This window comes from Epibacterium sp. ABZ3_068 (assembly GCF_056159265.1).
Genome location: NZ_JBSWUV010000001.1, coordinates 4,032,201 through 4,054,338, shown reverse-complemented (window position 1 = coordinate 4,054,338; position 22,138 = coordinate 4,032,201). Strand labels below are relative to the sequence as shown.

Sequence of the window (22,138 nt, the reverse complement as noted above, 5' to 3'; positions counted from 1 at the left end):
GCTGACCCTGCGTGGAGCGAAAATTGTCAGCGCGCCAACGAATTCCCCTTAACGGGCGCGGTCCATCTGCCACGCTTCAAAGACAGATTCGCGGCAGAAACGCATCCTGGTCGGCGGGATCAATCGGTTCAAATCGCAGATGACGTTTTGACCAATTATAGTGTTCGGGCACGTGACCGGGCACAAACATCACCGCGTGGAAGAGATAGAAGTTATCGTGTTCGCTGTGCATGAAGGAGGCAAAGACCGGTAGGCGCATATCCCAGACCGAATTCAAGCCCTCGCTGTATTTATCCCCAACTGGTTTGAGGATGCAGCTGAAACGGCCTTCAAGATCGACACCACGGTGGGCATAAAGGGCAAAAGCCGAGACCCAGGACCACACGGCCAAGCTGGTCAGCACACCCGCATACACCACTGCACGGCTTGTCTCCCCACGTTGGGCCCGTAAGATCCCAACCACTAGCCGAACATAAGAAAAAGAGCCGAGAAGCCAGAACAAACTGATTTCAACTGCTGCGTCGATGCTAAAATAGAAACCAAGCAAACCGAACGGAACCATTGTTAGCACCAAAAACACGGAGCATAAGTTCAACAGACGTTCGGGCCACAGACGATGTTGGACGCGCGCCGTGCCCAGCTGCACTAGCAGAGTGAGGGTGGCTAAAACAAGCGGTAGGGTGGCTAAAATAAGCGGTATAGTAATGCCCTGGCCAGTTGGTACCCAGCTGGAGAGCCAAAAAATGACGATCGCCGTAAAAAGTGTTTTCAATTTATTTTTCCCTGAAATGAGCGACGTTTGTATGCGAAGAAGATTCGCTGCGTATGGGTCGCAGTGGACAGGTATTAATCGTTTATGTGCTTCAGCGCCCGGGACAAAAAACGTCCCAGATCGCGGTGGTTGTCAGGTTGTATGAAATATTCAAATTCACCGCGCGCTGCGCGGAATTCAGTGCGTAACGTGCCATCTTTGTCCAGGATCATTGATCTGGGTATATAATTGCCATCCGGTGCAAATGCGGCACTGGTTGCTGCGTCGTGATCTTGGTTGACGATAACAAAACCATTTCTCGTGCAAGCCGTTCGATGCGTGCGTTGTGAAATGCCTTTCGAAACGCCTTACAGGTTGGGCACCAGTCGGCATGAACGAGCAAGTAGATCGGTTTACCTTCGATCTTGGCCCGGCTCAGGCCCGTCTAATACGACACCCAGTCAATGCCGCTGTCATTAAAGCTTGTACTTGAAAGGCTACCACCGGCCAGGCAGGAGAGCGCAGCACAAAGGGCGGCCAGTGTGGCCGCCCTTTGTGTGTGTTTCAGAAAGACCCTCACTGGGATCACTGATCCTGCGGAATGACACGCAAGTTTAGTTCCATCAACTGTTCGGCCAATGGCTCGGATGGGGCGGACATCATCAAGTCTTCGGCGCGTTGGTTCATCGGGAACATGATGACTTCGCGGATGTTGGCTTCATCCGCCAGCAGCATTACCATCCGGTCGATACCTGCCGCACAACCACCGTGGGGAGGGGCGCCGTATTGGAAGGCGTTGACCATGCCACCAAAGCGTTTTTCCACTTCGTCTTTGCCATAGCCTGCGATTTCAAAGGCTTTGAACATGATTTCCGGGCGGTGGTTCCGGATTGCGCCGGACACCAGCTCGTAACCGTTACAGGCCAGGTCATACTGGTTGCCGCGCACGTCCAGCGGATCGCCGTTCAGCGCATCCATACCACCTTGGGGCATGGAGAATGGGTTGTGTTCAAAGTCGATTTTGCCGGTTTCCTCGTCCTTCTCGTAGATCGGGAAATCCACGATCCAGGCAAAGGCAAAGCGGTCACGCCAGTTTTCGTCTTCCGGTGCTTTGGGCGTTTCTTCCCAGATAACGTTACGGGCGCGGCCTGCGATGGCTTCAATCGCTTTGGGCTTGCCGCCCAGGAAGAACGCCGCATCACCGACCTCAAGGCCAAGCTGCTGGCGGATCGCCTCGGTGCGTTCGGGGCCGATGTTTTTCGCCAAAGGACCGGCCGCTTCCATGCCATCGCCCTGATCGCGCCAGAAGATATAGCCCATGCCGGGCAGGCCTTCTTGTTGCGCGAATTTGTTCATACGGTCGCAGAACTTGCGGGACCCACCTTTGGGCGCCGGGATGGCGCGCACTTCGGTGCCGTCTTGCTCCAAGAGCTTGGCAAAGATGGCAAAACCGGACCCGCGGAAATGTTCGGAACAATCCTGCATCTTGATCGGGTTGCGCAGGTCGGGTTTGTCAGAGCCATACCATTTGGCAGCATCCTTGTAGGAGATCTTCGGCCAATCCTCGGCGGCGTCGACCTTGCGGCCTTTGCCGAACTCTTCAAACACACCTGCAATCACTGGAGCGATGGTGTCAAAGACATCCTGCTGGGTGACAAAGGACATTTCCATGTCGAGCTGGTAGAAATCGGTTGGTGACCGGTCGGCGCGCGGGTCCTCATCGCGGAAACAAGGCGCGATCTGGAAGTACTTGTCAAAGCCTGACACCATCATCAGCTGTTTGAACTGCTGGGGGGCCTGGGGCAGGGCGTAGAATTTGCCCGGATGCAGACGGGAGGGCACGAGGAAGTCGCGCGCGCCTTCGGGGCTGGATGCGGTGATGATTGGGGTCTGGTATTCGTTGAAGCCCTTGTCCCACATGCGCTTGCGGATCGACTGGATCATATTGGAGCGCAGCACCATGTTGTTCTGCATCTTCTCGCGACGCAGGTCGAGGTAGCGATAGCGCAGGCGTGTCTCTTCCGGGTATTCCTGATCGCCAAACACCATCAAGGGCAGTTCTTCGGATTGACCCAGAACCTCAAGGTCGCGCACAAAAACTTCGATCTCACCCGTCGGGATCTTGGCGTTTACCAGGCTCTCGTCGCGCGCCTTCACGTTTCCGTCGATACGGATACACCACTCAGAGCGGACTTTTTCCATCTGATTGAACACCGGGCTGTCCGGGTCACAGAGAACCTGTGTCATGCCATAGTGGTCACGCAAATCGATGAACAGCACACCGCCGTGATCTCGGATCCGATGGACCCAGCCCGCAAGGCGGACAGTCTCTCCCACGTGGGATTTGTTTAGGTCGGCGCAGGTATGGCTGCGATATGCGTGCATGGTCATCATCCCTTTGGACGGCATCTATGGTCGCGGTGAGAAAGCGTGCCTGAGCAGCAAAGTCAAGGGACAGCGGCCCGGGTGGGGCGCATTCCGTTCAAAAAGGGCGTACAACATTGCCGGAATAGAAATAGGCCCCCATGCCAACGGTAAAAAGAATGTTGCCGGCGATCGCGTGGAGAAGAACGGTATAAAGGAAGGAGCCGCGCACCCGGTAGGCATGAGAGAACACAAAACTGCCCAGAAATGTGATCAGAGCCACAATCCAGCTCCAATACATCAAATGCGCAAAGGCGAAGACGGCGGCATTTATCACATTGGCCTGATCCCCCCGCGGCAGGATGCTACGATACCGGCGAAAGAACAGAACCCGAAACAAAAGCTCCTGAGGCAGTGCGGACACAAGGGGATAGAAGATCCAGATCATTGCCAAAAGCTCGGGCCGTTCCTTCAGCAGCAAAAATGCTGCGTCCGGGCGCAAGACATAGGTCAGTGCGGTGAAGCTAAGAATGCAGAACAGTGTAAAACCAAAAAACTCTGTCCCCTTCCAGTTTCTCGCCCCGTCCAAAAGGCGTGACCAGTGAAATCTGGGCGTCACCACAAGGAGCAGAAGCCCCAGAGCGGTAAAAACAAAGAGCGCCGGGAACATTTGGGTTGGCGGCAGGAAGACAGCGATCAATGCGGGCGTTAGCAGGTAGAACAGAAAAAACTCAAGCCTTAGTCTTTGTTTAACAGTCATTTATTCGCCTGTGTCCAGCTGAGCGTTTAATTCGTCTTTATCAAATTAGTCGGCAAGACAAAGCTGTAATGCCCAGAGGTAACGATTTTGGGAACGCATCAGCTGAAGAACCATGCGGCCATGCGCGCAGAAGGGAATGTCCGAAGATGGCTGCGTCGGATCAGTTGCCGTCCTGATCCATGCGTATTTGGCATGTGGTCGACCATTGGGCCGGGACCGCTCCGCGCAACGCATTGGTAAAGAATACCGATTTGGCATCTTGCAGGTCCTGAAACGTCAAAACCGCTTCGCGCAGCTGTCCGGACTGTATCAAGCTTTCCCTGAAGACCCCCGGTAAACAGCCAGAGGACAGGGGGGGCGTCAGATATGTCCCATCCTTGCCAGAGATCATCACGTTTGTGATGGTCCCTTCACAGAGCTCTCCGCGCTCGTTCAGAAACAGCCATTCATCAACGCCGGGCGGCAATGAGTTGCGGGCCGCATTGTAAAGGGCGCGCCGCGTGGTTTTGTGGCGCAAAAACGGGTCAGCTGCCGTCAGCCTGGTACTGTGAATGGCGAAGCGCCAGCCTGTCGCCGCCGCTGGCATCGGAGCCGTCTCAAGGTCCAATGCGCCGTCTCTCCCCAGGGTCAGGCGGCATCTCAACGGAGTGTCCCCCGGTAGAGTGTCGATTATCGCCTGCATGTTGGCTGGATCAAAAGGAATACCAAAGAACCGCGCAGAATGGCCAAGCCGGGCAGCATGAAAGGCGCGCCGCGCCACGCCCGTGTCGGGACAAAAGCCAAATGTTTCGATCAGGTGAAAGTCTGGATCATTTCCTATCAGCTCAGATCCGCGAACCGGGCTTTCCATAGGGCTTCCTCATACTCTGATGCAGCTGTGCTGTCCCAGACGACGCCTCCCCCCACATTAAATGTGGCACGCGCGCCATCCACCATAAGGGTTCTAATTGCGACGTTAAACTCTGATCGACCATCTGGCGCGGCCCATCCGATGGTGCCGCAGTAAATCTCTCGTGGCCAGGGTTCCAGCTCGGCCAGAATTTCCATAGCGCGGATTTTAGGAGCGCCGGTGATCGAACCGCAGGGATAAAGCGCAGTGAAGATTTCAGCTAACCCTGCATTCGGACGCAACCGAGCCTGGACCAGCGAGACCATCTGGTGAACCGTTGCATAGGTCTCGACATGGAAAAGCTCCGGCACAGTCACCGAACCCGTTTCCGCAATGCGGGAAATATCGTTTCGCAGCAGGTCAACAATCATCAAGTTTTCGGCGCGGTTCTTTTCGTCCTTTGACAAAAAGCCTTTGCGCTCTGCGTCTTCTTTGGGGTCCGGGCTGCGTGGTTGGGTGCCTTTCATCGGTCGCGTCTGGATGGTCCCGTCCGTCGCAGTTCTAAAGAAAAGTTCCGGAGATCGGGACAGCAGGGCGGGAAGCCCGTCCTGTTCCACAAAAACACCGTGTCCAACCGCCTGCTGAGCTGTCAACGCAGCATAAATCGCTTCAGGGGTGTTTTGGGCCTCTGCATCGATCGGAAACGTTAGATTGGCCTGGTAGATATCCCCTTTGCCAATATTGTGTTTCACGACGTCAAATGCTTGGGCGTAACGGTTGGTGTTCCAGCGCAGGGTTCGCGGTCCAATCCCGCCTGCGGAGCGCGGCAAAGTCTCAGGCGCGCGCGGAGCGTCGTAGGCACCAAAGCGCAACAGCGGCAGCGCGCGCTCTTTTGGCAAATACGCCAGCAAGCGAGGTTCCAGAACATACCCGAGCTCATAAGTTGTATAGCCGGCAATCCAGGCGCCGGCCCTGCGTGCCTGGTCAACTGCTGCCAAAGCAGACGGAACCTCCTCTGCGTCCCAAGCACAGAAAACGTCCTTGGGCGCATCAAACAGGGTGCCTCCCGTCAAAGGGCCACCGTCAAACCTCAGTTTCAATTTGTTCGCCGTTTTCATGAGAACGGCGATATAGTGAAAATCCTGACGGGGGAAGGCAAAGAATGCGGCATTCCACAATCGTAAAACGGACGGCAAACCTTCTGACAAGAAAGCGCACAGGCCCCCTTGAACCTTTTGCGCTGCCGCCTATAACGCAGGACAATTTGGGCGCTTGGTGGTGCGCCCGACTCGTTACCAATAATAATCGCGCGCGGAACATCGAAGGGTACAGCCTATGCCAAAGAGAACTGACATCAAGTCGATCATGATCATCGGGGCGGGCCCCATCGTGATTGGTCAGGCCTGCGAATTCGACTATTCCGGTGCCCAGGCCTGTAAAGCCCTGCGCGAAGAAGGCTACCGGGTTATTCTGGTGAACTCCAACCCTGCAACGATCATGACCGATCCGGGCTTGGCCGATGCAACCTATATCGAACCGATCACCCCCGAGGTCGTGGCAAAGATCATCGAGAAAGAGCGTCCCGATGCGCTGTTGCCGACCATGGGCGGGCAGACCGGTCTGAATACCTCTCTTGCGCTCGAAGAAATGGGTGTGCTGGAGAAATTCGGCGTTGAAATGATCGGCGCCAAACGCGATGCGATTGAAATGGCTGAAGACCGCAAGCTGTTCCGTGAAGCCATGGATCGTTTGGGACTGGAAAATCCGCGCGCGACCATCGTTACTGCGCCGAAGCTCGACAACGGCAGTGCAGACCTGGACGCAGGGGTTCAGATCGCCCTTGAAGCGTTGGAAGACATTGGTCTGCCTGCGATTATTCGCCCGGCCTTTACTCTGGGCGGCACCGGTGGCGGCGTGGCCTACAACCGTGAGGATTACATCCACTTCTGCCGGTCGGGTATGGATGCATCGCCCGTCAACCAGATCCTGGTCGACGAAAGCCTGCTGGGCTGGAAAGAATACGAGATGGAAGTTGTCCGCGACAAAGCGGATAACGCCATTATCGTTTGTTCCATTGAAAACGTCGATCCTATGGGCGTGCACACCGGCGACTCGATCACGGTGGCACCGGCGCTGACGTTGACCGACAAAGAGTATCAGATGATGCGCTCTGCCTCGATTGCGGTACTGCGCGAAATCGGTGTTGAAACCGGCGGTTCCAACGTTCAGTGGGCGGTGAACCCAAAAGACGGCCGTATGGTTGTGATCGAGATGAACCCGCGCGTGTCGCGGTCTTCTGCGCTGGCGTCCAAGGCGACCGGTTTCCCGATTGCCAAGATCGCTGCAAAACTGGCGGTCGGTTACACTCTGGATGAGCTGGACAATGACATCACCAAGGTGACGCCTGCCTCGTTTGAGCCTTCGATCGATTATGTCGTCACCAAGATCCCGAAATTCGCGTTTGAGAAATTCCCGGGCTCTGAACCCTATCTGACCACGGCGATGAAATCGGTGGGTGAAGCGATGGCGATTGGCCGGACCATCCATGAATCGCTGCAAAAGGCGCTGGCCTCCATGGAATCCGGCCTCACCGGGTTTGACGAGGTTGAGATCCCAGGTGTGTCTGTTGGTCTTTGGGAAGATGCGACAGCAGGTGACAAAGCAGCCGTTGTCAAAGCGATCAGCCAGCAAACCCCGGACCGTATGCGGACCATTGCACAGGCGATGCGTCACGGCCTGACGGATGATGAAATCCAAGGTGTGACCAGCTTTGACCCGTGGTTCCTTGCCCGTATCCGAGAGATCGTGGACGCAGAGCGCGACATTCGCAAAAATGGCCTTCCTGTGCGCGAAGACGAGCTGCGTGCTGTCAAGATGCTCGGCTTCACCGATGCGCGCCTTGGTGCGCTGACCGGCCGGGACGAGGACAACGTACGCCGTGCGCGTCTGAACTTGGGCGTTAAAGCTGTGTTCAAACGCATCGACACCTGCGCGGCTGAGTTTGAGGCGCAGACGCCTTACATGTACTCCACCTATGAAGCGCCTATGATGGGAGAGGTCGAGTGCGAGGCGCGCCCCTCCGAGCGTAAGAAGGTTGTTGTTCTGGGCGGCGGTCCAAACCGGATCGGGCAGGGGATCGAATTCGATTACTGCTGCTGTCACGCGTGTTTCGCGCTGGCGGATACCGGTTACGAAACCATCATGATCAACTGCAACCCCGAGACCGTGTCGACCGACTATGACACCTCGGACCGTCTGTATTTTGAGCCACTGACATTCGAACACGTGATGGAAATCCTGCGTATCGAGCTGGAAAACGGCACCCTGCATGGTGTGATCGTTCAGTTCGGCGGTCAGACACCTCTGAAACTGGCGAACGCATTGGAGGCGGAAGGCATTCCGATCCTCGGCACCAGCCCGGACGCAATCGACTTGGCGGAAGACCGCGAACGCTTCCAAGCGCTGGTCAATGACCTCGGCCTGAAACAGCCACGAAACGGCATCGCATCTACCGATGCGCAAGCGCTGGAAATTGCCGAAGTGATCGGTTTCCCGCTGGTAATCCGCCCGTCTTATGTTCTGGGTGGGCGCGCGATGGAAATCGTGCGCGATATGGATCAGCTGAAACGCTACATCGCCGAGGCGGTTGTGGTCTCTGGTGACAGCCCTGTTCTGCTCGACAGCTATCTGGCTGGTGCTGTGGAACTGGATGTCGATGCGCTGTGTGACGGCGAAGCTGTCCACGTTGCGGGGATCATGCAGCACATCGAAGAGGCTGGCGTGCATTCTGGTGACTCGGCCTGCTCGCTGCCGCCGTATTCGCTCTCCAAAGAGGTGATCGAAGAGGTCAAGGAACAGACGTTCAAACTGGCCCGGGCGCTGAATGTTGTTGGCCTGATGAACGTGCAGTTTGCGATCAAAGATGGCGATATTTACCTGATCGAGGTAAACCCGCGGGCCTCCCGCACGGTGCCGTTTGTTGCAAAGGCAACCGACAGCGCCATCGCGTCGATCGCAGCCCGTTTGATGGCCGGTGAACCCCTGTCGAATTTCCCGCTGCGCGCGCCTTACAGCGAAGATGCGGGCTATGACGTCAACACGCCGATTGCCGATGCGATGACACTGGCAGACCCTGATATGCCTTGGTTCTCGGTCAAGGAAGCGGTTCTGCCCTTTGCGCGTTTCCCGGGCGTTGACACCATTCTGGGGCCGGAAATGCGCTCCACCGGTGAAGTTATGGGCTGGGATCGCTCCTTTGCGCGCGCCTTCCTCAAGGCGCAGCTGGGTGCTGGCATGGTACTGCCGTCGTCTGGAACCGCTTTCATTTCGATCAAAGACGCCGACAAGACTCCGCAAATGGTCGAGGCCGCGCAGGTTCTGGTGGGGCAGGGCTTCGAGCTGGTCGCAACCCGTGGCACCCAATCCTGGCTGGACGGTCAGGGCGTGCCCTGTGCTTTGGTCAACAAGGTCTATGAGGGCCGCCCGCATGTGGTTGATCTGATGAAAGACGGCAAGGTTCATCTGCTGATGAACACAACCGAAGGTGCGCAGGCCGTTGAGGATAGCAAGGAAATGCGTTCGGTCGCGCTTTATGGCAAGATCCCGTATTTCACCACGGCTGCGGGCGCCCATGCCGCAGCTCTTGCAATCCAGGCGCAGGCCGAAGGGGACGTTGAAGTCAAAAGCCTGCAAGGCTGACGTGCCTGCTGATCGAGCTTAACAACATGAAACGCCTCCCGTGTCGGGGGGCGTTTTTCTTTGGGATGCCAGACCTGTAGCGCGTCTGAGGTTGCCTTGTATGGCTGCGCTACCTAATCTGGACACAAAAGGTGGCAGGAGAGCCCTATGCGTTTGATCATTCGCGTTATTTCGGCAGTTTTGGTGACACTGGCGGTGCTTCTTGGCGTTGTTCTGATATTGCCCGGGGAAAAAATCGCCAATTTGGCTGCGGATCAGTTGGAGAAACAGACTGGCCGCAAGTTGAACTTTGCAGGGCCGGTGCGGTTCACCTTTTGGCCAACTCTGGGGATGAAGGCAGACGGTGTAACGCTGTCCAACGCTGAATGGGCAGGGGCTGAGCCTATGTTGCGTGCCGAACGCCTGACGATCGGCCTTGCCGCTGCTGATTTGTTGCGGGGCGATGTGCGGGTGACCGAAGTCTCCGCGATCTTGCCCGTTTTGAATCTGACGACGCGTGAAGACGGTGTCGGGAACTGGGTGTTCGATGAAACACCGTCCGCTTCTCCTATGGAGAACGGCGGAGAGGGCAGCAACCCGCTGGCAATCTCGGTTGAGAAGGTCACTCTGACCGGGGCCAGCCTGCGATACGCGGCGCATGGGGCCGATCCTGTTGAGATGAAACAGATCGACCTTCTGGCGGAATGGCCAGATCCACAAGGCACGGCTGAGGTCGATTTGACCCTGCGCCCGGCGGGTGTACCGGTGCGTCTGTTGGGCGAAATCGGGACGTTTTCCCAGTTCCTTGGCGGTGCCGTATCATCAGTTGGCATGACGATCGAAACCGCGGGTGGGCATGCACGTTTTGACGGCAACGCTGATCTCGCCGGAGACGCGCAAGGGCGGATAACCGCAGAAGCGTCTGATTTGAACGCGGTTATGACCTCACTGGGGCAACAGGTCGAATTGCCGTCCGGCATCGGGTCCAACGCGCTTCTGGCGGCAGATATGACCTATACAGCTGCCGGACAGCTTAGCTTGCGGGATTTGCTGGTTGGTCTTGGCAAAAACCAGCTGCGCGGTGCGATGGATTTGGTCACATCAGGCGATCGTCCCAAACTTACAGCACAGTTGAAGGCCGATGCATTGGATGTTTCGGCATTGACCCGATCTCAGAAGCACGGCTCTGCATCCGGCGGGGCTTCTCAGGCGAGCGGTTGGTCTGGGAGTGACATTGACGCCAGTGCGCTGGGGCTCTTGGATGCCAAAATCGGGCTGAGTTTCAACAGTCTGAACGCCGGGGATATTGTCTTGGGCGAAAGTGCCATGACCTTGACCATCGACCGCGCGCGTGCGGTGGTGGATATGCAGCCCGCGACTGCGTTTGGCGGAACGATCCAGGGTGAATTGGTCGCCAACAATCGCAATGGTTTGTCGGTTGGCGGAAAACTTGCGTTTAACAGAATTCGTTTGGAACAGGCACTTGGTCAACTTGCGGAATTTGACAACATGAACGGCACCCTTCTGGGGGAGCTGAACTTCCTTGGCGTTGGCAATAATATGAACGCGATTATGAACTCTTTGTCCGGTGACGGATGGTTCGAGGTCGGCAAGGGATTTTATACCGGGTTTGATCTGGAAGCGCTGATGCGGACGGGGGGAGGCAACGGTGGAAGCACTGTGTTTGACGCATTGTCGGCGAGCTTCACCATTGCGGACGGGGTTGTGCGTAATTCCGATCTTCAGGCACAGGTTAAAGGGGCCAATGTGACGGGCGAAGGTCAGGTGATGCTGGGCGCGCAAGCACTGGACTACTTGTTTAAACCGACCTTGGCTCGCGATGGCGGCACCGGCCTGACCATTCCTGTCAAGGTTTCGGGACCTTGGGCCGATCCCAAGATCCGGCCGGACCTGGAAGGCGCGCTGAAGCCGCGACTGGATAAGCTGGAGACTGAGATCAAACAGGACGCTGAGGATAAGCTGCGTGAAAAACTGGGGGAAGAGCTCAACACGGTGATCGAGCCGGAGCAGGATTTGAATGATGTTCTGAAAGACCGGATTGAGCAGGAAGCCAAAGAACAGCTGCTGAAATTATTGGGTGGGAACTAAGGGCCTGTCGCTCGACCAAAAGTCACTGACGTGCGGGCTCACGAACACAGATCAAAAGAAACGCATTACGCGCCCGCCAAAGGCGGGCGCGTGGGTCGCCTGCCGGAGGTCAGGTGAAAAACCTTTTAAGACCCGATCAGATCACAACCGGTTTGGCCTTGGCTATCTGATCGAACTGCATGAGCGTCTGAACCAGATCCGGCATTTGATCCAAGAAGATCATATTTGGCCCGTCGCAGGGGGCATTGTCTGGATCCTGATGTGTTTCCATAAAGATCGCCGCCACCCCGATTGCCGCTGCCGCACGCGCCATTACCGGAGCGAATTCACGTTGACCACCGGAAGATCCACCACGGCCGCCAGGTTGCTGCACCGAATGTGTCGCGTCCATGACAACAGGATACCCTGTCTGGGCCATAATGGGCAGAGAGCGCATGTCGGCAACCAGCGTGTTGTAGCCAAAGGATGCGCCACGCTCGGTCAGCATAATCTTGTCGTTGCCGGTGCTCTCGATTTTTGTCGTGATGTTTTCCATCTCCCAAGGAGCCAGGAATTGCCCCTTCTTCACATTGATCACAGCGCCAGAATTGCCGGCGGCCAGCAACATGTCGGTCTGACGGCACAAGAAAGCTGGAATTTGCAGAATGTCGGCAGCTTCGGCAGCAAGGGCGCATTGTGCCTCTGTATGCACATCTGTCAGCACGGGGACACCGAACTCCTTTCGGATACCGTCCAGAACGGCGAGGCCCTTCTCGATGCCAAGGCCACGTTTGCCGGACAAAGACGTACGGTTGGCTTTGTCATATGAGGCCTTGAAGACATATTGCGCGCCTGCTTTGGCGCAGGCCTCTTTCATTGTTCCGGCAATCATCTGCGCATGATCTGCGCTTTCCAACTGGCAGGGGCCAGCAATGATCGTCAGCGGTTGATCGTTGCCGATGGTGATTCCGGCGATGTCGATGTGTTGCATAACTTACGAAGAGACCTGTTCTCGGAGGATTGATGCGGTGAGCGAGCACATCAAGTAGATACCGGAAAAAATCAAGAAGGCCAAAACGGTATTTTCGAACTTGCGCGGATAGGACGGTTCTTCGCTGGCCACTGGCGCAACCGAAGTGGTCAGATACCGTACCTGCCGGTTGGCTTCCATTCGGGTGGTGTCAACCTGCTGCAGAGCCGACTGTAGGATCAGATCACGTGTGGCAAGGTCTGCTTGGGCCATCTGAATCTGCACGCGAAGGTTCGCAAGCGAATTTTCCCCTTCCGAGGCGTTAATCATTCTCGAGTTGAGCTGGGCAATCACCGCTTCAAGGCGATGAATATCTCCTTCGACCCCTGTCACTTTTGCACGGTTTGGGCGCAGGTTGTCCTGCAAAGCTGCCAGTTCAAGCTGCTTTTCCTGGAGTTGCAATTCAAAGGTGGAAATCTGCGATCTGAGTGAGGCAATCACACCCTCGGGGTCAAGCACAGATCCCTGCTGTTGCAGGATGACCAATTGTTGCTGCGCTTCCCGGCGCTTGGCTTCCGCATCGGCCAATGTGGCCTCTGCGTCGGACATCTGATCACGGCGTTTCTGCTGGGACAGGTTGTTGACCCGCTCTTGCGCATAAGAGATGAGCTGTTGCGAAAAGGCAGCTGCCACTTCTGGGTCTGCAGCGCTGACTTCCATACGAACCACGCCCTCTGTCGGATCATAGCCAATTTTTACGTTTCGCCCGTAGACTTTATAGGCTTTTTCATTACTGGCCTCCGGATCCAGCCGTTGGATCGGGTCGATCCAGTCCTGCTGGAAATGGGACTTAAACCCAAGCTCCTCATCCAGACGCAACATGGCTTCCTTGGATTCCAGATAGCTTTGAACCGCAATCGAATCCTGGCTGGTGGCAAATTGTGTTCCACTGAACAGCCCTCCAACCGCGCCGGACGCACTGTCAGCCTTCAGGACCAGGAATTCGGACTTCGAAGAATACATCGGTGTTGCCACCGAGTAATAATAATAACCCGCGACAATTGTCGGGGCGAAGACGAAGAAGCTCAACCGGCCGAACAATAAGCCCAGGCGACGACGACGACGGCGCGCAATGTCATGCTGGATTTGGCGGATTTCGCGTTCGCGCCGTTCCGCCGGGCTGAGCTCTGTGGATGGCAGCGAGGTTTTTCCCGCCGGAACCGTTTGTGGGAGCTGCACCTTGCCTGGGGCAAGGGGGACCCCACTGGGCTGAGCGGTGTTCTTTGGGACGACCAGTTCCAGCATATTTGCATGCTGGAAGGGATCGATCCCCTTGGTGCGAAGCAGGCGCACCGCATCAAAATCTGACGTTGCGGACAGACCATGCTTTTGCGCGAGCCGACGGGCCATGCGCAGCTGTCTGCCTGTCAAACCTTCCTTGCGGATGGCGTCCAAATCGGTTTCCATATTGGTTTCACGGCGGCTGCTAACCATTCCTGCCAGCACTTTTCTGCTGCCGTCGGCAGGCTGTGAAACGCTTTTCTGAGCTGCAGGAGAGCCACCGCTTTGGGCGCTTGGCTTTGTGGTAGCGCTTTCGGCCGGGCCGGGCACGGCACGTGGTGTGGGCGCAGTCTCGGACGGAGATGCGCTGGACCGGCGAATGCGGAATTTTTTAGCCTTGGGTTTCATAGTCATAGAGCTGTTTCGCTTCTTCCAAGGTATCAAACATATATAACTGACCGTCGAGTAGCACTGCGGCAGATCGCGCGAACTTCTCTAGGGTTTTGGCCTGGTGCGACACGATAACGATGGTGGTCGTAGCCAGACGCTCTTGCAGGATCGCACCGGCTTTTTTGTTGAAGTCCACATCGGTGGTGCTCGGCATACCCTCGTCAATTAGGTAAATGTCGAAATCAAGCGCAAGCATCAAGGCAAAATTGAACCGCGCCCGCATACCAGAGGAGTAGGTGCCAACGGGCTGATCAAAATACTCCCCCAATCCGCAGAGCCAGCGACAGTAAGCTTCGACATAATCGGCATCAAGCGCGTATATATTGGCTATATAGCGTGCGTTTTCCATCGCAGACAGACGACTGACGACGCCCCCCATAAACCCGAGAGGGAAAGAGACTTTGCAGCCGCGCCGGATTGAACCCTCGTCCGGTTTTTCAAGTCCCGCCATCATATTGATCAACGTTGTCTTACCGGTGCCATTGGGAGCAAGGATCCCGATGGAATTGCCGAGTTCAACGCGAAAAGACACGCGGTCAAGGATCACCTTGCGCTGTTTGCCGGTCCAGAAGGACTTGCTTACGTTTTCAAACTCCAGCATTTCGAATGCCCGATACTGCTCTGTTCGTCCCGGTTTGGGTTGTATGTTATTTGCCTGCCACAAGAAAGGAATGTGCAGCTATTTGATAATAGCAGCAGACAGTTAACCAGTTATATGGCGAGTTTGTTTTTATTATGTCGGATTGTCTAGGATTGCCGCAATGATTTGTTAACTTTTTGTCAGGCCACGTAATCAGGGTTCTTTCTTTGCATATAGTCAGCTGTCAAGGTTAGGGTCAGGACTCATAGCCAATAGATAACGAGTGCTGCGAGGGCGATTGCGGACAGGAAGACCTTCGGGCACCTGTCGTATCGGATTGCCACACGCCGCCAATCCTTCAACCTTCCGAACATGATCTCGATCCGGTTGCGCCGTTTGTAGCGACGCTTGTCGTATTTCACCGGTTTCTTCCGCTGCTTCCGGCCAGGGATGCAAGCTCGTATCCCTTTGTCTTGCAACGCTTCTCGGAACCAGTCGGCGTCATAACCGCGATCCCCAAGCAGCCAATTAACCTTCGGAAGGCTTCTGAGCAATGCCCGCGCGCCGATATAATCGCTGACCTGTCCTGCCGTGACGAACAGATTGAGAGGGCGTCCTTGACTGTCGCGGATGGCGTGCAGTTTGGTATTCATGCCGCCCTTGGTCCGGCCGATCAGGCGTCCACGCCCCCCTTTTTCGCGGCCATACTGGTCGCCGTTCGGTGGGCCTTCAAGTACGTGGCGTCGATCATGACGGTCTTTTCTTCGACGTGCTCGGCAGCCAGACCCGCCATCATCCGGGCAAAAACACCCTTATCACTCCACCGCTTCCAGCGGTTGTACAACGTCTTGTGCGGCCCATAGACAGTGGGGGCGTCGCGCCAACGCAAGCCATTGCGATTAATAAAGATAATACCGCTCAGCACGCGCCTATCATCAACACGTGGCTTGCCGTGGGACTTGGGAAAGAAGGGCTCAAGACGCGCCATCTGCGCATCCGTCAGCCAGAATAGATCAGACATGTTCACCGCTCGATTTTCGACCCGTGAATCACGTAGCCAAGCGGAAATCAATGGGTCCAGACCCTAGTGAACCACTTTCAGGTGGCTACTCCAGCGGCACAAAAGCGCGACAGGTCCAGTTTCGTCTCTACACACAGCCAAGTATCGCGATCTTAAGTTACTCTTCGCAGGTCGTCGACAAGCGGCTAACAGGGCCGGGCAGGTAGAAGAACTAAGGGTCGAATGTCGTACTTTGAGGAACGATCAGAACTGCGTTTGAGCCACGTAGAAGTCAGCTTGGTGCAAACCGAACGAGCGCTGCACCAATCGATCGAAACGAAAGAAAGGCTGGCGGATTACAGCAAGAGATTGAGAAAGCATATTGCTGACATGGGCAAAAAAGCATGAGAATGAGAATACACTCACAATTTTAGTCCGTGGGTGTTGAAACTGCTTAGTTGGGAATGGATGCTAAAGGACTTTCATAAGCTCAAATTGGAGATGCAGGCTTGCAGGCTATGTAAGGATCTTCCGCTTGGTCCAAACCCCATTTTTCAGCTGGAAGAGCGGGCAAAGGTTCTGATCGTTGGCCAAGCTCCCGGACGCATTACTCATCTAAAAAATCGCCCTTTTGACGATCCCTCTGGGGATCGTTTGCGAGACTGGCTTGGGGTTGATAAGTCTGCTTTCTACGCGGATCCCCAGATTGGCATATTTCCAATGGGACTTTGCTTCCCTGGTGCAGGTTCTTCTGGCGACAAACCTCCACCAGAAATTTGCGCGACAACATGGCGGAAGAAAACGATGGCAGCTCTCAAGAGTGTCGAACTGACTTTGGTCTTGGGAGCCTATGCCATCGCATGGCACTTGCCTCACCTGAATGGAAAGACCGTTGCAGAGGCGGTCAAACAGTCTTCTGAAGGCCAAGACCGGGTCTTTGTACTGCCCCACCCGAGTCCGCGAAACAACAGATGGCTTAAGCAAAACCCTTGGTTCGAGGCTGATGTCATTCCAAGAATTCGGCAAAGCGTGAGACAACATCTAAGTGAATCTGAGAAGAAATAAATCACTTTTCGCTGAGCAGTTACTCGAAAGAAACCGTCTATAGACGGGTTTTCCTGGGTCTAACGCTAAAGGATCTGATCTGCCGTCGCCGCCAATTTGTGCCTGACAGTTGCACGGTGCAGTCCTTCAGGACCTGTCATATCTGCATCTGCGAATCCTGGTTGGCGGTTACGTGCAGAAATACCACCTTAGAACTCGCGCAGGCGTTACGCAAACCGCAAAGAACTGGCGATCCTTTGCACCGGGCGTCTTTCCCTTGCCTCATCCGTCCTGGCGCAATACGGCTTGGTTGCGAAAAAAATCCCTGGTTTGGGTAAGAGGTGTTGTCCGCTTTGAGGGCGCGCATAAAGGAAGTGATGCAAGAATGACTGAGGAAACGGCTCTGGATCTGGCCTATGCCACAATGGAAGCGACCCCACAGGATGAGCGCGCTCGGTTGCGATTCTTTGAACGGCTGGCTGACAGCGAGTTATTTCTTCTGCTTGGTGCCGAACCCGAGGGTGACACAATAAAACCAGAAGTTTTTCCGACCGAAGACGGAGAATTCGTTCTTGTTTTTGACCGGGAGGAGCGCTTGTCCGAATTTGCCGACAGCATTGTTCCCTATGCTTCACTGTCAGGACGCATGATAGTTCAGATGTTGGATGGGTCTGACATTGGCCTTGGTTTGAACCTGGATGTCGCACCATCGCAGACCTTGATCCCGGCGGATGCGCTAACTTGGTTGCGTCAGACGCTTGCGCACAACCCTCAGGAGGTCGAAACCGGGGTCGAAGAAGTTTTGCCGCCCAAAGGTTTGCCCGAACTTCTTTTGGAGGCGCTCGATACCAAGCTGGCCACGGCAACGGGACTGGCGAAAGGCGCATATCTGGTGGCATTGCGGTATCAGGGTGGGGGGCAAGGTCATTTGTTGGGTTTTGTAGATGCCCTGGATGGTGCAGATGCGGCATTGGCCCAAGCCGTCTCTGAGGCGTTGACCTTTTCAGGTATTGAGGCGGGCGCATTGGACGTTGGCTTTTTTGCGGCAACTGACGAAATGGCGGCGCGCTTGGCCCGTGTCGGGTTGCGCTTCGAGCTGCCTCAGCCCACGGAGGCAAAGACCTTTGCGCCTTCGATGCCCGGCTCTGATCCGGAAAAACCACCGCGCTTGCGATGAAAAACGTTCAGTCTTTGTCACCGCAAGGGGGGGGGGGCTGGCAGGACGGCTCACATCAATATTCATGGGGGTCTCCCGCCCGTCATCAGCTTTTGAAAAAAGCTTCTTCCCGTTGGGCGTAGCGCCGTGCCAAAGGCACGGCGCTACGCCCAAGGCCGCCAAGATGTGGTGACGCAGTTACCGCAGCTGCGGGCGCGGGAGATCCGCCTGCGAAAACCCTATGGCGACACATATATTGAAGCGTTTCGAGATCTCAGCCTTCCAGCTTACCCTGGGTTTTGGTCGCAAAATCTGCCGCGTCATGGCGTTCATGGAGCTGTTCGCTCAGCTCACCCCAGGTGCGGTTTACCATGCGTCCTCGTTTGACAGCAGGGCGCTCTGCAACCATCTTGGCCCACCGCATAAGGTTCGGATAGCTTTCCACATCAAGGAATTCTGCCGCGTCATAAAGCGTGCCCAGAACCACTGCGCCGTACCAGGGCCAGATTGCCATATCCGCGATCGTGTAGTTGTCGCCCGTGATATAAGTGTTGTCCGCCAGCTGTTTGTCCAGAACATCCAACTGCCGTTTCGTTTCCATGGTGAAGCGGTTGATTGCATATTCGAACTTCTCAGGCGCATAGGCATAAAAATGGCCAAAGCCGCCGCCCAGATAGGGGGCCGATCCCATTTGCCAGAACAGCCAGTTCATCACTTCAGTTCGCGCGGCCCCACTTTTGGGCAGGAAGGCGTCAAATTTTTCTGCCAAATGCACCAGGATAGACGCGGTTTCAAAAACCCGGACGGGGGTATCGCCCGAATAATCCATCAGTGCAGGGATTTTTGAATTCGGGTTGACCTCGACAAAACCGGACCCGAATTGATCACCGTCGCCAATCTTGATGAGCCAGGCATCATATTCCGCGCCGGTCTTCCCAGCTTCCAGAAGTTCTTCGAGCATTATCGTCACTTTCACCCCGTTGGGTGTTGCGAGCGAATAGAGCTGTAAAGGGTGTTCTCCAACGGGGAGAGCCTTGTCATGCGTCGGTCCTGAGATCGGCCGGTTGATGCTGGCGAATTTCCCACCGCTTTCTGCATCCCAAGTCCAAACTGCGGGGGGGGTATATGTGTTGTCTGTCATTGTGTTCGCTTTCCTGGTGCACGGTTGGACAATCGTTTTCGGCAAGTCCCTCAGTTAAATATGTAACCGGAGCAAAATTCCAATGACTGGAAGCTTTGATACGGCCGTATCACTGAAATTTGTTTACCTTTGGATATTACGAAAATCTCACAGACGCTCTTTGGTGGACACAGAACTGTGAGCCCCCCTTCGCAAAAGACGTAAACCGCATATTGTTTGGCCATGACGTGACCAGCCGCATCGGTTGTCGCACAAGAGTTGACTATCTAACGCACCTGAAATGAGGACGCCCATATGAAACGTTTTGCCCTAGCCGCCGTTGCTGCGCTTGCATTGGCTTTGCCCGCGTTTGCCGGAGAGCAGTATATTGATGAAACCGGTTTTGCCGTATCGGGTTACGATGTTGTTGCCTACCGCTCGCTGACACCCAACCCTGTTGGAACCCCGCAGCCTTTGGCTGTCCCGGGTTCGGCAGAATTCACTGCTGAGTACAATGGCGCCACCTTTGCTTTTGCTTCCGCAGCGAACCGTGATTTGTTTGTGTCAAACCCATCGCATTACGCGCCGCAATATGATGGCCATTGCGCATATGGCGTCTCGCGCGGTGGTAAAGTGCCGGCAAACCCGAACCTGTGGCGCATTGTCGATGATAAGCTGTATCTGAACATTACCAAGAACGTCGTAGGGTTCTGGGAAGAAGACATTCCAGGCAACATCAATCTCGCGGAAGACAATTGGGTTGGTATCGAACCCAATGAAGCCTCGGAAAGCACCATTCCAAACTTTACGTCCCCTGTGCCCACAAAGGGCTGATCGCAGTATCATAAAAAAACAGACAGACCCGCGCCATTCGACGCGGGTCTTTTGGCTTCCTCAGACAGGGTCGGTCAGGTGAGGCTTGGAAGCCACAAGACTATAGACGGGAAGGCCACCAGCGCTGCGATGGTCAAGGCATCGGCGACGAAGAAAGGTGTCACCCCCTTGAACACGTCCTGAACGCTCAGGTCATCACGCACACCAGCCACCACAAAGCAGTTTAGGCCAATCGGTGGGGTGATCAGGCAGAATTCTGCCATTTTCACAACGAGGATCCCGAACCAGATCGCGCACATCGACCCCGACATGCCAAAGGTGCTGTCTGCGACTGAAACAAATTCCCCCCCATTCAGCGCCATAACTGCAGGGTAAACCACAGGCAGGGTAAGCAACAGCATTCCGATTGCGTCCATGAACATGCCCAGCACCGCATAGGCGAGAAGGATGCAGATCAGGATCAACATCGGTGACATGGTGAGCGAGGTAATCCAGTCGGCAAAGGCTCCGGGCAAATCGGCAAAACCCAGGAAACGCACATAGATCAGAACACCCCAGATGATGGTGAAGATCATCACCGACAGCTTGGCCGTTTCCAGTAGCGCGTCCTTGAGTTCTGTCCAGCGCATGCCCTGAAACAAAGCCATCAGGAAAACCACAAATGCGCCAATGGCTCCGCCTTCGGTTGGCGTACCCCAGGCATCCCCGCCATAGGGGTTGTAGGCAAACAAGACAATGGTTGCGACAACAAACAGGATCGGCAAGGCCGGGGGCAGGGCAGCAAAGCGCTCTTTCCACGTGAATCCACTCACGGCGGGGCCAAAACCTTTGATTGTCAGCGCCATGCCAATGATCAAAGCTCCGTAGATCAGCGCGGAAAAGGCACCGGGAACAAATCCAGCAAGCAACAGTTTGCCCACGTCCTGTTCCACAATGATTGCATAAATCACAAGGATTGCTGACGGCGGGATCAGCGAAGCCAATGTGCCACCAGCGGCCACAACACCGGCGGCAAAGCGTTTGTCATAGCCGATTTTCAGCATCTCGGGGATCGCGATCCGGGCAAATACGGCAGAGGTCGCAACCGATGCGCCAGAGACCGCCGCAAAGCCGGCCGTTGCAAAAACGGTAGAGACCGCAAGGCCGCCGGGCACCCAGGCAAACCAGCGTTTTGCTGCTTCAAACAGTGCTTTGGTCAGGCCCGCGTAATAGGCAAGGTAGCCGATTAGGATAAAGGTCGGGATCAGCGACAGTGCCTGGCTTGAGACTTTGGAATGCGGCACCTGACCTGCGGTTTTGACCGCCACGGTCAGCGCTTTTCCAAAGCGGTCGGGATCATAACCGTACTTCGCCCAGAAAATCCAGATCAGCCCGACCATTCCGGCCAGACCCGCAGCAAAGGCCACGCGCATCCCCAGCACAACAAGCACCAGCAAGCCGCCAGAGACGGCAATACCAATTTCAATAGGTTCCATCAGCGTTGGTCCTCGTCATTCATCTTCTGCAAGGCGGCATTTTCCACCGCGTCGTCGAGATCGTCATGGCCCGAGACATGTTCGGCTTCCATTGCGGCTTGGGTTGCGGCGTCGGCGATCATTGGAATTGCCACAGGTTCATCGTCGTTTCGGACAAAGGCCCGCAGATAGCCCCACAGCTGCAGGCCCAATCGCAGGCACAGAACCGAAAACGCAACCGGCGCAAGCAGCTTTGCGGGCCAGATCGGCAGAGCGATGTCCATGGAGCTGTCGCGGCTCCACATGGGGGATGCAAAGTCAAAGCTGCGCTGGAAATGGGACCACGTCCCCCAGACCAACAGGACCATCAGCAGAAGAACCGCCAAAGTGGTGATAAATTCGACCAGATACAGCGCACGTCCCTTCAGGGCGCCTACCAGCATGTCCATGCGGATATGGCCGCCGTCGCGCTGGGTGAAGGAGGCCCCCATAAAGGCGATCAGCGGCATCGCCTGTTCGATCCAGTCCACATATCCGGGCAGGGGCTGGTTGAACCCGTTGCGCCCCGAAACCGATATTACCGCCAAAATCATAAGTGAGAACACAGCCAGACCGCTGAGGAGCGCCAGCACTTTTTCAACCGCATAGAGCCGCATGTCCAAACGGCTGAGCGTACTATCGTCCGACAGTACAAGAGAGGATCCGGCCATGTCGGGTCGCTCCTTTACAATTCAGGATATAAAAAGGCCCCCAAAAGGCCCGACGGGCGCTCATGGGGGC

General features: G+C 55.6%; 18 protein-coding genes. 5 read left to right on the top strand and 13 right to left on the bottom strand.

Annotated elements, in window-relative coordinates:
* Window positions 1–76 precede the first annotated feature (76 nt).
* The 6 genes from ACXAEW_RS19610 to ACXAEW_RS19585 all read right to left on the bottom strand — a co-directional run bounded on the left by ACXAEW_RS19610 (window position 77) and on the right by ACXAEW_RS19585 (window position 5,804).
* Window positions 77–772: a hypothetical protein gene (locus ACXAEW_RS19610; protein ID WP_474942934.1), complete on the bottom strand. Its 696-nt coding sequence runs from the start codon at window positions 770–772 to the stop codon at window positions 77–79.
* 208 nt (window positions 773–980) lie between these two features.
* Window positions 981–1,190, bottom strand: coding sequence for a thioredoxin family protein (locus ACXAEW_RS19605; protein ID WP_474943072.1), 210 nt, complete (start codon window positions 1,188–1,190; stop codon window positions 981–983).
* A 146-nt stretch (window positions 1,191–1,336) separates the two neighbouring features.
* Window positions 1,337–3,136, bottom strand: a complete 1,800-nt coding sequence (gene aspS, locus ACXAEW_RS19600) for an aspartate--tRNA ligase (protein WP_474942933.1) — start codon at window positions 3,134–3,136, stop codon at window positions 1,337–1,339.
* Between the two features lie 97 nt (window positions 3,137–3,233).
* On the bottom strand, window positions 3,234–3,875 hold the full coding sequence (locus tag ACXAEW_RS19595) for a CPBP family intramembrane glutamic endopeptidase (RefSeq protein WP_474942932.1): 642 nt from the start codon (window positions 3,873–3,875) through the stop codon (window positions 3,234–3,236).
* Between the two features lie 160 nt (window positions 3,876–4,035).
* A complete protein-coding gene (locus ACXAEW_RS19590; RefSeq protein ID WP_474942931.1) occupies window positions 4,036–4,725 on the bottom strand; it encodes an aminotransferase class IV family protein in 690 nt (229 codons plus the stop codon).
* On the bottom strand, window positions 4,695–5,804 hold the full coding sequence (locus ACXAEW_RS19585; protein WP_474942930.1) for an aminodeoxychorismate synthase component I: 1,110 nt from the start codon (window positions 5,802–5,804) through the stop codon (window positions 4,695–4,697). Before ACXAEW_RS19585 ends, ACXAEW_RS19590 begins: the two co-directional genes overlap by 31 nt.
* A gap of 235 nt (window positions 5,805–6,039) precedes the next feature.
* Between ACXAEW_RS19585 and carB the strand changes: the two genes are divergently transcribed.
* Together carB and ACXAEW_RS19575 are read left to right on the top strand one after the other, a co-directional pair.
* Window positions 6,040–9,402 carry a carbamoyl-phosphate synthase large subunit gene (gene carB / locus ACXAEW_RS19580; RefSeq protein ID WP_474942929.1) on the top strand — a complete coding sequence of 1,121 codons (3,363 nt, stop codon included), beginning with the start codon at window positions 6,040–6,042 and terminating at the stop codon, window positions 9,400–9,402.
* A gap of 147 nt (window positions 9,403–9,549) precedes the next feature.
* Window positions 9,550–11,490 carry an AsmA family protein gene (locus tag ACXAEW_RS19575; RefSeq protein WP_474942928.1) on the top strand — a complete coding sequence of 647 codons (1,941 nt, stop codon included), beginning with the start codon at window positions 9,550–9,552 and terminating at the stop codon, window positions 11,488–11,490.
* A 136-nt stretch (window positions 11,491–11,626) separates the two neighbouring features.
* Here ACXAEW_RS19575 and kdsA read toward each other — a convergent pair whose 3' ends face one another.
* The 4 genes from kdsA to ACXAEW_RS19555 form a co-directional block, all read right to left on the bottom strand.
* A complete protein-coding gene (kdsA, locus tag ACXAEW_RS19570; RefSeq protein ID WP_474942927.1) occupies window positions 11,627–12,460 on the bottom strand; it encodes a 3-deoxy-8-phosphooctulonate synthase in 834 nt (277 codons plus the stop codon).
* A gap of 3 nt (window positions 12,461–12,463) precedes the next feature.
* The gene (locus ACXAEW_RS19565) at window positions 12,464–14,134 is read right to left on the bottom strand and encodes a KpsE/RkpR family capsule polysaccharide export protein (protein WP_474942926.1); all 1,671 of its coding nucleotides are present in this window, start codon (window positions 14,132–14,134) and stop codon (window positions 12,464–12,466) included.
* Window positions 14,112–14,771, bottom strand: a complete 660-nt coding sequence (locus ACXAEW_RS19560) for an ABC transporter ATP-binding protein (RefSeq protein WP_474942924.1) — start codon at window positions 14,769–14,771, stop codon at window positions 14,112–14,114. The genes ACXAEW_RS19565 and ACXAEW_RS19560 overlap by 23 nt, the downstream gene beginning before the upstream one ends.
* A gap of 242 nt (window positions 14,772–15,013) precedes the next feature.
* Window positions 15,014–15,771, bottom strand: a protein-coding gene (locus tag ACXAEW_RS19555; RefSeq protein WP_474939587.1) for an IS5 family transposase whose coding sequence is annotated in 2 segments (ribosomal slippage) — window positions 15,014–15,447 and window positions 15,447–15,771 — 759 coding nt in all. Because the reading frame shifts where the segments join, the coding sequence is not laid out codon by codon here.
* 447 nt (window positions 15,772–16,218) lie between these two features.
* On the opposite strand from ACXAEW_RS19555, the gene ACXAEW_RS19550 reads away from it, so the two are divergent.
* Together ACXAEW_RS19550 and ACXAEW_RS19545 are read left to right on the top strand one after the other, a co-directional pair.
* Complete coding sequence (locus ACXAEW_RS19550) at window positions 16,219–16,815, top strand: uracil-DNA glycosylase family protein (protein ID WP_474942923.1); 597 nt, start codon at window positions 16,219–16,221, stop codon at window positions 16,813–16,815.
* A 364-nt stretch (window positions 16,816–17,179) separates the two neighbouring features.
* Window positions 17,180–17,971, top strand: a complete 792-nt coding sequence (locus ACXAEW_RS19545) for an SseB family protein (RefSeq protein WP_474942922.1) — start codon at window positions 17,180–17,182, stop codon at window positions 17,969–17,971.
* Window positions 17,972–18,224: 253 nt separating this feature from the next.
* On the opposite strand, the gene yghU is transcribed toward ACXAEW_RS19545, so the two are convergent.
* Complete coding sequence (gene yghU / locus ACXAEW_RS19540; RefSeq protein ID WP_474942921.1) at window positions 18,225–19,091, bottom strand: glutathione-dependent disulfide-bond oxidoreductase; 867 nt, start codon at window positions 19,089–19,091, stop codon at window positions 18,225–18,227.
* A 294-nt stretch (window positions 19,092–19,385) separates the two neighbouring features.
* On the opposite strand from yghU, the gene ACXAEW_RS19535 reads away from it, so the two are divergent.
* Window positions 19,386–19,904 (top strand): YHS domain-containing (seleno)protein, encoded by a 519-nt coding sequence (locus tag ACXAEW_RS19535; RefSeq protein ID WP_474942920.1) that lies wholly within the window; start codon window positions 19,386–19,388, stop codon window positions 19,902–19,904.
* A gap of 74 nt (window positions 19,905–19,978) precedes the next feature.
* Here ACXAEW_RS19535 and ACXAEW_RS19530 read toward each other — a convergent pair whose 3' ends face one another.
* Window positions 19,979–21,379 (bottom strand): TRAP transporter large permease, encoded by a 1,401-nt coding sequence (locus ACXAEW_RS19530; RefSeq protein ID WP_474942919.1) that lies wholly within the window; start codon window positions 21,377–21,379, stop codon window positions 19,979–19,981.
* Complete coding sequence (locus ACXAEW_RS19525; protein ID WP_474942918.1) at window positions 21,379–22,068, bottom strand: TRAP transporter small permease subunit; 690 nt, start codon at window positions 22,066–22,068, stop codon at window positions 21,379–21,381. Before ACXAEW_RS19525 ends, ACXAEW_RS19530 begins: the two co-directional genes overlap by 1 nt.
* Between the last annotated feature and the right edge of the window lie 70 nt (window positions 22,069–22,138).

Coding starts and splice junctions, on each gene's coding strand:
- aspS (WP_474942933.1), bottom strand. CDS start 3,136: ATGCACGCATATCGCAGCCATACCTGCGCCGACCTAAACAAATCCCAC.
- ACXAEW_RS19595 (WP_474942932.1), bottom strand. CDS start 3,875: ATGACTGTTAAACAAAGACTAAGGCTTGAGTTTTTTCTGTTCTACCTG.
- ACXAEW_RS19590 (WP_474942931.1), bottom strand. CDS start 4,725: ATGGAAAGCCCGGTTCGCGGATCTGAGCTGATAGGAAATGATCCAGAC.
- carB (WP_474942929.1), top strand. CDS start 6,040: ATGCCAAAGAGAACTGACATCAAGTCGATCATGATCATCGGGGCGGGC.
- ACXAEW_RS19575 (WP_474942928.1), top strand. CDS start 9,550: ATGCGTTTGATCATTCGCGTTATTTCGGCAGTTTTGGTGACACTGGCG.
- kdsA (WP_474942927.1), bottom strand. CDS start 12,460: ATGCAACACATCGACATCGCCGGAATCACCATCGGCAACGATCAACCG.
- ACXAEW_RS19565 (WP_474942926.1), bottom strand. CDS start 14,134: ATGACTATGAAACCCAAGGCTAAAAAATTCCGCATTCGCCGGTCCAGC.
- ACXAEW_RS19560 (WP_474942924.1), bottom strand. CDS start 14,771: ATGCTGGAGTTTGAAAACGTAAGCAAGTCCTTCTGGACCGGCAAACAG.
- ACXAEW_RS19550 (WP_474942923.1), top strand. CDS start 16,219: ATGCTAAAGGACTTTCATAAGCTCAAATTGGAGATGCAGGCTTGCAGG.
- ACXAEW_RS19545 (WP_474942922.1), top strand. CDS start 17,180: ATGACTGAGGAAACGGCTCTGGATCTGGCCTATGCCACAATGGAAGCG.
- yghU (WP_474942921.1), bottom strand. CDS start 19,091: ATGACAGACAACACATATACCCCCCCCGCAGTTTGGACTTGGGATGCA.
- ACXAEW_RS19535 (WP_474942920.1), top strand. CDS start 19,386: ATGAAACGTTTTGCCCTAGCCGCCGTTGCTGCGCTTGCATTGGCTTTG.
- ACXAEW_RS19530 (WP_474942919.1), bottom strand. CDS start 21,379: ATGGAACCTATTGAAATTGGTATTGCCGTCTCTGGCGGCTTGCTGGTG.
- ACXAEW_RS19525 (WP_474942918.1), bottom strand. CDS start 22,068: ATGGCCGGATCCTCTCTTGTACTGTCGGACGATAGTACGCTCAGCCGT.